This is a genomic window from Psychrobacter phenylpyruvicus DSM 7000 = NBRC 102152 (assembly GCF_000685805.1).
In the GTDB taxonomy this organism is placed as follows: domain Bacteria; phylum Pseudomonadota; class Gammaproteobacteria; order Pseudomonadales; family Moraxellaceae; genus Psychrobacter; species Psychrobacter phenylpyruvicus.
This window is the reverse complement of sequence record NZ_JMKP01000056.1, coordinates 1-7,796: the sequence shown is the minus strand read 5'-3', so window position 1 is coordinate 7,796 and position 7,796 is coordinate 1. Positions and strand designations below refer to the sequence as shown.

The following is a 7,796-nucleotide window of genomic DNA, read 5'->3' as shown; positions in this document are numbered from 1 at the left end:
TACCCCACTGTTTAGCCGCGTCCGTAACTGTTAATTTCAAGTGTCACTCCCTGCTAAATTGCTTTTTTTGAGCGTTCAATCATTGAACATTATTACACGTTTGACTTAGAGTGTATATTTTCAGGATACCCCTTTACTTGAGGGGCATGTGATTTGTTGCAGATATAAAAGGATAGTACTTCGCGAAGTGACAGTTTGAGGGTCTAATAAACGCAAACACCTAAAATAGTCTGTTATAAGTGGTTCTACTATAACGGTCTATTTTAGGTGGTCTATTAAGGTTGTATAAGGCGTTTTTAGGTGGTTCCGCTAGGGTATACCCTCATTTAAAGGATATTGACTAAAATTTATTTTTAATCTATGGTTAAAATGATTTTTAGTCAATTCATTACCCAGCTTGGATGGATTATGAAAAATAATGAAAATGGATTAATTTCAGCTGACGCTTTAGCATCAGATATACAGAGAGGGAACCGTTGCCCTATAGAAATAATTGAAGAGGTTTTTGATAATATCAAATCTTCTGACTCTTCAATATTCACGGTTTTACTAGAAGAGCGTGCACTAAAAGAAGCGCATGCTTCAAAAAGGCGATGGCGTGAAGGCAATCCACTGAGTCAATGGGACGGTATTCCAGTTGCATGGAAAGACTTATTTGATATAGAAGGTCGTATAACGACATCAGGTTCTATCGTGCTTAAGTCTAATTTGCCTGCTGCTCGCGATGCAGATGTTGTGTTTAATGCTAAGCAAGCAGGGCTAATCTCTATTGGTTGTCTAAATATGACAGAGTTTGCCTATTCAGGTTTAGGTCTCAACCCTCACTATGGGACACCTAAAAACCCACATGGAGTCGGTCCGGCCAGAATTCCTGGAGGCTCATCTTCAGGCTGTGGAGTTGCTGTAGCTAAAGGGTTAGTGCCGTTAGCCATAGGGAGTGATACTGGAGGGTCTATACGTATCCCTGCTTCATTAAATGGCGTGGTCGGCTATAAAGGCTCCAGCAATTCCTTTCCAACAGACGGTATTTTGCCTTTATCAACTACTCTGGATACACTTGGCCCCCTTGCTGCTGATGTAAAAACATGTATTGGTGCGACACATATTCTAAACAAACGACCCATCTCAATACCAAAACCAAAACCTATCAATAAACTTAAGTTTTTAATTCCTAATAATATTGTTTTCGAGGGTATTCAAGATGCTGTTCTGGAAAACTTCGAGAACTCTGTTCGCGCACTTGAAAGTTCGGGAGCTAGTATAGTTCGATGTGCATTTCCAGAATTTGACATAATTAAAACTCTTTCTGAAGAGCACGGTTACTTAACAGGGCCAGAAGTATTAGATCTTCATTGGAACCTTGTGCACTCTGATAAAGCATCACATATGGATCCACGTGTCCTAAATCGTATTCTTGAGGCTAAAGATATGTCTGCACGAGACTTAGTAGTTCTTCAAAAAATGCGAGAAAAACTAATAAAGGAAAACCATCTAAATCTGAGTAGTCACATAGTTCTTTTTCCGACCACACCTATTACAGCCCCTGAAATTAACCCTCTTGAAAAAGATGATGAATTATATCTAAAAACAAATAAATTAATATTACGTAATACATCACTTGGCAATTTTCTGGACTGGTGTGGCTTTGCTGTGCCGAACGGTACAGATCAAGACAACATGCCTACTAGTATTTTACTTTCAATGGCAGGAGGAAGAGAGAAGGAGCTTTTTTCAGCGGCATTATCAATCGAAGGCATAATAGCTCAAAATATATAGCAATTATTTCATATATCCATGAAAACAATTGCTAATTTTTTACCTTAAAAACGAGAGCTTGATGCAAGAAAATAGAATATCACTACTATAAGGGATTAATAACTATAGCCCACTCTCAACTATTTATAAATTATGAAGAATAAAGACTTAAAAAAATTCGACATTATAAGATAAATTCTTAATTCTTATATAATCAATAGTTTAGGAAAACTAGTTGAGATTCGGGCAACTATAAAAGGGATGTATATGATATCAACATACTTTTGGATAATATTCGTATTATTTCTACTTGCCATGACTGTGGTCATTGTTGTAGCCACAAAAAAAACTAAGACAATTGAAGACTTTGCCATTAGTGGAGGGCAATTAGGACCTGTTGTTTTAGGATTATCTTTTGCTGCTACAGTTATGAGTGCTGCAACATTTATGGGATACCCTGGTTATTCATACGCTTGGGGGTATAGTAATCTATGGCTTTATTTATCACTGGCTATTGCTACACCATTAGGTTTTCTAGCAGTAGGTAAAATGGTAAGAAAGGAGAATTTAAAGCAAAAATCATTATCATTACCTGATTGGTTAGGGGATTATTACAACAGCGATATTATAAGAGTAGGTACTGGCTTACTCATGTTATTTAATCTTTTTTATATTGCAGCGCAGTTTTCAGCTGGGGCCCAAATTTTCGAGCTAATTCTAGGGCTCGATTATACTATTGGGTTGGTGTTTATCGCTGCTATTGTAATTGCATATGTTTTCTTAGGTGGATCTTATGCAGATGTTTATACAGATGCTATACAAGCTGTATTAATGGCTGCTGTTGGGGTTATTGTATTTGTTTCAGGTATATATCTTTTTGGAGACGGCAATATAAATATTGCCTTTAATAACATTACCGAGAACCTTGCAGCGCAAGATCTAAATTTAATTCAAGTAATGCATCCTGAGTCAAATTATTATGCGTTTAGTGCAATTCTAGGGTTATTCATCATACAATTTGCATTTGCTTCACAACCCCAGTTATTTAACAAGGTTTTATCATTAAAAAACCCAAATGATATGCGTAAAATGTTTATTGTTTATATGATTACCAGTGTTTTATGTCTACTTATCTTATTTGGAGGTTTTTATGCACGAGTTTCCGTTCCAAGCCTTGAAGCACCTGACTTAGCATTACTGGAATACGTAATGTGGGGCTTACCCGCAGCTCTTGGCGCATTGGTTGCTGTCGTTATCCTAGCAGCCGCTTTATCTACAACTGATGGACTTTTTGTTGTTTTATCTACTGTTTTTGCAAACGACATTTATCGAAAGGTTTTAGTTAAGAGGGGTATCATCAAGGTAAATGATGAAGAGATGAATAGAATGGCTATGAGTATTGGACGCTGGGTAGTAATTATTGCAGGAATTCTAGCGAGCTTACTTGTTCTTAACCCACCACCTTTCTTAGGGAATCTTATATGGATTGGTATCTCTGGTGTATCCGCAGGTACAATGGGACCACTTCTTTATGCTGTATTTAGTCGCAAGAAAGCTTCTAAGCGTGCAGCAGAAACATCTATGCTTGTTGGTCTTTGCGCATATTTAGTTATTGTTTTTACTGGCATTGAACCTAGCCCACAAGCAGCAGGCGCATGGGCTGTATGTATTGGCATTAGCGTCATGGTTATTTTAGCTAATATATTGCCAAGACCGTCTGTAATAGAAGATCACATTTAAACTAAATTTTGCCTTACAAGAGAGGAGTAGTTATTATGTGGATTAATCCTATGTTATCTATATGGTTGTATTCAACTATAGGCTTCTTCCTGATTAACCTAATAATTTTATATACATTTTATAAGGATGAGAAATAATACCAAACCCAACAATTAAAGTTACGCCCAAGTACGAGTAGTTGGGATTGGTGTGATATAAGCTTATCAATAGACCAATAAAGAGTCTTGATTACTAGTCAATATAATAATCAAGGCTCTTTTCATTATCTGTACCAGCATAATGAATACTGACTTTCGATAATTATTGTGTTGTGGTTATAAGGATTGTCCAGGAATTCAACTAACATTCATCTAAAAATCCGGGATGGGCTCTACTATAAAATTATTTTTTCCAAATATCCTTTTTGCAACATATCAATGTTCAATAAATAATTACCTTCATCAAAATAATCTCTAAGTGGCTTAGTCGTCGTTAACCAACCCTTACCATCAGTAACCCATATAAACTCTATATTTTGAGCCTTCCATAACTCACTCATTTTTGTGTATTCTGAGGCAGTAGATTTTAGTTTTGAGCCCCCACCGTTATAAAAGTTACATTCTATAAAGAATAGCTTACCTGTGCTTTTTTTATAAATAACAAAATCAATGTTTTTACCTGCCTTACCTATTTTTACGTCCACACCCCATGCTTCTTTAATACTTTTGACGTTGCCTTGAGGTAAATATTCCAGGTCATTTTCATGACAGAAAAGAGCCACAAATGATTCTACTAGCTTCTCCATTTGTGTACCACCACGGTTCTTCCGAGCATTTGAATCAAGCCCTACTTCAACTCCTGTGCAATAATCAGGCAGGTTTCTGATACTCCTGTCTTGCATCATCTTGCCAAGACCAGAATGCATAACAAAATCGACTAAATTATTTAAATCATCATCTGTAAACTCTCTATGCTTAAAGTCAAAGTTCCTATGGATATAGTTAGTTTTGTCTATGAGAATATCAATTGAGTTATCCCGTATAGCAAGTAAAGCAGGGATAGCTTTAACTGTTTTTGGATACTCTTTGAAAATATCAAACAAAGCACCCTCAATATCTTCCTTACCTACAGCAGCATTTAGGATGTTTAACTCTTTCTCTATAGGCGCAATCTTGGTTAAAACCTTTGCCCAATTAACAAAATAATCATATTGGAGAATCCCTCTTTGGCTTAAAGTATTTACCATTTGAGTAAAGTGTGCCGCTTCGTATAGCTCTTTCATTATTTAATAATTCCTAATCAGTAGTTCATTAATTTGCCCACGCTTAGTACCTTTAGAGTTGATATTACGGCTAGCTTTAACACGTTCTATTTTATAGCCCTCATACAAATCATCAAAAAATGTATTAGTAACATCAAAATTAGTTGTATCTGAATTACTTAGCAGCCACTGATGACCTTGCTCATCTAGTAGGTCACAAACTAGCTTTAGCTTCACCTGATCATCATCATTAAAGCTATCTTTAGCATAAGAGGTAAAGCTGGATGAATCATTCAATGGTTTATATGGTGGGTCAAAGTAAAAGAACGTAGGTAACCCATCAGGGTTATCCTCATTAGCTAATTTTAGAGCCCCTTCAAAGCTGATATTACATATATCTACACCAGATAGTAGCCGTGAAGCTTTCAGAATAACATCTTCAAACACAAAATTAGGCTTCTTGTAGCTTCCTATAGGAACATTAAAACCATTATTTTTATTTACCCTATACAAACCGTTAAAGCCAGCCCTATTTAGAAAAATGAATAGCCCTGCATGTTCTACAGAACTGACATCTCTTTTATTAAAACTATCTCTTTTATCGTAATAAAACGGTTGCTTTGCCTCTTTGTCTTCAAGCTTATCGTACTCACTTTGAATAAGCTTCAAATAATCCAATAACTCGGTAGGGTTTGATTTAATTACCCTGTAAAGATTTATCAAGTCGCTATTAATATCGTTTAATATCACTTTAGTGGGCGGATGTGGACTATCTAAAAGATGTAATGCCACTGCCCCACTACCCACAAAGGGTTCAACATACTGATAGGGCGACTTGTTATATACATATTCTGGTAACCTCTTAACAATTTCCGGAATTAGCTGACTTTTTCCACCAGCCCACTTTAAAAATGGTTTTGCCACTGCACTCGCCTTTTTATTTCTTAAAAAAAATATACGAGGTATACATAAAATATATACCTCGTATGCACCTTATAACCTACATCTAGTTACTCTAACATGTCTGCCAAGAACTCGAGAAGCTGCGGTAAATCAAACTCACCTTCTGCAAACCCTAATTTTTCACAGCCATCAGGAATAACAACCGTCTGCCCCTCAAACCTTGTATCTTCACTAATAATACGCAAGGTGCTAACAAGCTCATCCCTTACCACAGCTGGAATTTTAGAGTCTAGAAGCTCTTCCTCGCTCTCTAATGACATTTTATTGATATTAATCGTCAAGTTCTCTATCTTTATCATCTTCATTTCCTTTATTATAAACCTTGCTTTATTTCTTGTGATTATTATGGAATAAGAGGCTAAAATCAGTACACATTTTAGCCTTGATTATACGGCGCTAACGCATCAATCTTCGGATCTGAGAATAACTCACGGATGTCATCATCCGTATAGTCCGTATTATAAGGTTGCTCAACTTGCTCCTCCTCCTTCTCAGATGACTGATCATTAGCTTTAGACGCCTCTTCATCTAGACCAATATCACCCCCCAAGCTTTTCACCATACTTGCAAACAACTCTTTGTCTGACTTTCTGGTTAAAAATTGTGGAAAGTTTTTCGCAAAGTAGTTTTGAATAAATTTTTCATCCTCACTCTCTCCTGCTAACACCTGTCCTAAAAAAGCACCCATCAATATTTTTTGTTTATTTACCCGCTTATCAAGCTTTACTTGTTGCAGCCTAGCTTTACGCTTTAACTCTTCTAATTGTTGACGCTCTTTTAAATCATTAATTTCTTGATTATCAAAAATAGATTCTGACATAATCACAACTCCTTTTATTAATATTAACCTAGCATAGCAAGGCGCCAAGCATCATTCAATCATCTATGCTACTCTTTAAGGTAGAATAATTATAAATCTGATATATTTTATTTTAATGGGTGATGGTTGCGTCCCCCTGACTAAGGGCGAAGTAACGACTCATTTTTTAATCTATCCACTACGTTACTACATTAAAAACTGAATCGCCCTTCGTTGGGGACGCCCCAAACCCCGCACACCACGAAAAGATGTGGTGTGCAAAACCTTTAATCTAGGGCAAGCTGTTATGACTATGGTGCATATTGCGACTAAAGCAATTTCTAGAAAAGCAGGACAGTCCGCTGTGGCCTGTGCCGCATATCGTGCTGGCGACATTCTTGATGATGCTAAGTATGGCAAGGTTCATGATTATTCTAAAAAGGATGGGGTGATTAGCAGTGATATTGTGATACCTGCTTCGTTAAAAGGATTAGATATCAAAATTGATCGCGAGATACTTTGGAATACTGCTGAAGCATTTGAGGCAAGATCTGATAGCCGTGTGGCGCGTGAATGGCTGATTAATTTGCCCTATGAGCTACCTGAAGATCAGCGTCATGAGCTTGCTCTAGAGTTTGCACAGAAGCTGTGTGATGACATGAATGTGATTGCCGATGTGTGTCTGCATCGTCCTGTGATGAAGCTGCCCTTTGATCCTAATGCTAAGCCCAGCTCTAAGCGGCTGCGTGAAGGGGAGCAAAACCCTGACCCGCGTAATTTTCATGCCCATATTATGGTGACGACGCGCGCGCCAGTGATTGGGCCTGAAGGTAAGTTGGCATTTGACTCTAAATTTAAAATCCCTTTTGAGTGGTCTAATAAGAAACGTCAACAAAATGACCTCCCCTCCTCAAGGGAGGAGATCAAGCGTATTCGTAAGCTTTGGGTGGACACTGCCAATCAAAGACTTAAACAGCATAATTTACCGCTTATGGATGAGCGTAGTTATAAGGACCAAGGACTTGATCAGCAGCCCACTATCAAGATGGGGGTTGAAGCGACCGCCATGGAGCGCCGAGGTATTACTACCGAAAAGGGAGAAACTAACCGTAAGATTCGAGCACGCAATCAGGCCGTGTTAGAGCAAAGGAGAGAAGATGAGCGACGAATTAAACAATATCGAGAAAGACTTGCTGGAGCAACTAAGCAAAATGAGAGATTACGTAGACTCATTGAAGACACAGAACGACGAGCTGATAGCACAAAACGATGCATTGAAGACACAGAACGACGAGCTGA

General features: G+C 37.6%; 7 protein-coding genes. 3 read left to right on the top strand and 4 right to left on the bottom strand.

What is annotated here, in order from left to right; genetic code table 11:
- The first annotated feature begins 408 nt into the window (after positions 1–408).
- Both G561_RS0112850 and G561_RS0112845 read left to right on the top strand, forming a co-directional pair.
- Positions 409–1,776 (top strand): amidase family protein, encoded by a 1,368-nt coding sequence (locus G561_RS0112850; protein WP_037032496.1) that lies wholly within the window; start codon positions 409–411, stop codon positions 1,774–1,776.
- Between the two features lie 246 nt (positions 1,777–2,022).
- Positions 2,023–3,495, top strand: coding sequence for a sodium:solute symporter family protein (locus tag G561_RS0112845; RefSeq protein ID WP_115343048.1), 1,473 nt, complete (start codon positions 2,023–2,025; stop codon positions 3,493–3,495).
- Between the two features lie 373 nt (positions 3,496–3,868).
- On the opposite strand, the gene G561_RS0112840 is transcribed toward G561_RS0112845, so the two are convergent.
- The 4 genes from G561_RS0112840 to G561_RS15045 all read right to left on the bottom strand — a co-directional run bounded on the left by G561_RS0112840 (position 3,869) and on the right by G561_RS15045 (position 6,518).
- Positions 3,869–4,756 (bottom strand): type II restriction endonuclease, encoded by an 888-nt coding sequence (locus G561_RS0112840; RefSeq protein WP_028859911.1) that lies wholly within the window; start codon positions 4,754–4,756, stop codon positions 3,869–3,871.
- 3 nt (positions 4,757–4,759) lie between these two features.
- Positions 4,760–5,659, bottom strand: a complete 900-nt coding sequence (locus G561_RS0112835) for a DNA adenine methylase (protein ID WP_028859910.1) — start codon at positions 5,657–5,659, stop codon at positions 4,760–4,762.
- Between the two features lie 86 nt (positions 5,660–5,745).
- Complete coding sequence (locus tag G561_RS0112830) at positions 5,746–5,997, bottom strand: hypothetical protein (RefSeq protein WP_028859909.1); 252 nt, start codon at positions 5,995–5,997, stop codon at positions 5,746–5,748.
- A gap of 77 nt (positions 5,998–6,074) precedes the next feature.
- On the bottom strand, positions 6,075–6,518 hold the full coding sequence (locus G561_RS15045) for a hypothetical protein (protein WP_051584560.1): 444 nt from the start codon (positions 6,516–6,518) through the stop codon (positions 6,075–6,077).
- 286 nt (positions 6,519–6,804) lie between these two features.
- Here G561_RS15045 and G561_RS14680 point away from each other — a divergent pair.
- Positions 6,805–7,796 (top strand): MobA/MobL family protein (locus G561_RS14680; protein WP_051584559.1); only part of this gene is annotated, 992 nt, incomplete at its 3' end.

What these genes read in the sequence shown, in the direction of transcription:
- G561_RS0112850 (WP_037032496.1), top strand. Translation starts at nt 409, where the DNA reads ATGAAAAATAATGAAAATGGATTAATTTCAGCTGACGCTTTAGCATCA.
- G561_RS0112845 (WP_115343048.1), top strand. Translation starts at nt 2,023, where the DNA reads ATGATATCAACATACTTTTGGATAATATTCGTATTATTTCTACTTGCC.
- G561_RS0112840 (WP_028859911.1), bottom strand. Translation starts at nt 4,756, where the DNA reads ATGAAAGAGCTATACGAAGCGGCACACTTTACTCAAATGGTAAATACT.
- G561_RS0112830 (WP_028859909.1), bottom strand. Translation starts at nt 5,997, where the DNA reads ATGATAAAGATAGAGAACTTGACGATTAATATCAATAAAATGTCATTA.
- G561_RS15045 (WP_051584560.1), bottom strand. Translation starts at nt 6,518, where the DNA reads ATGTCAGAATCTATTTTTGATAATCAAGAAATTAATGATTTAAAAGAG.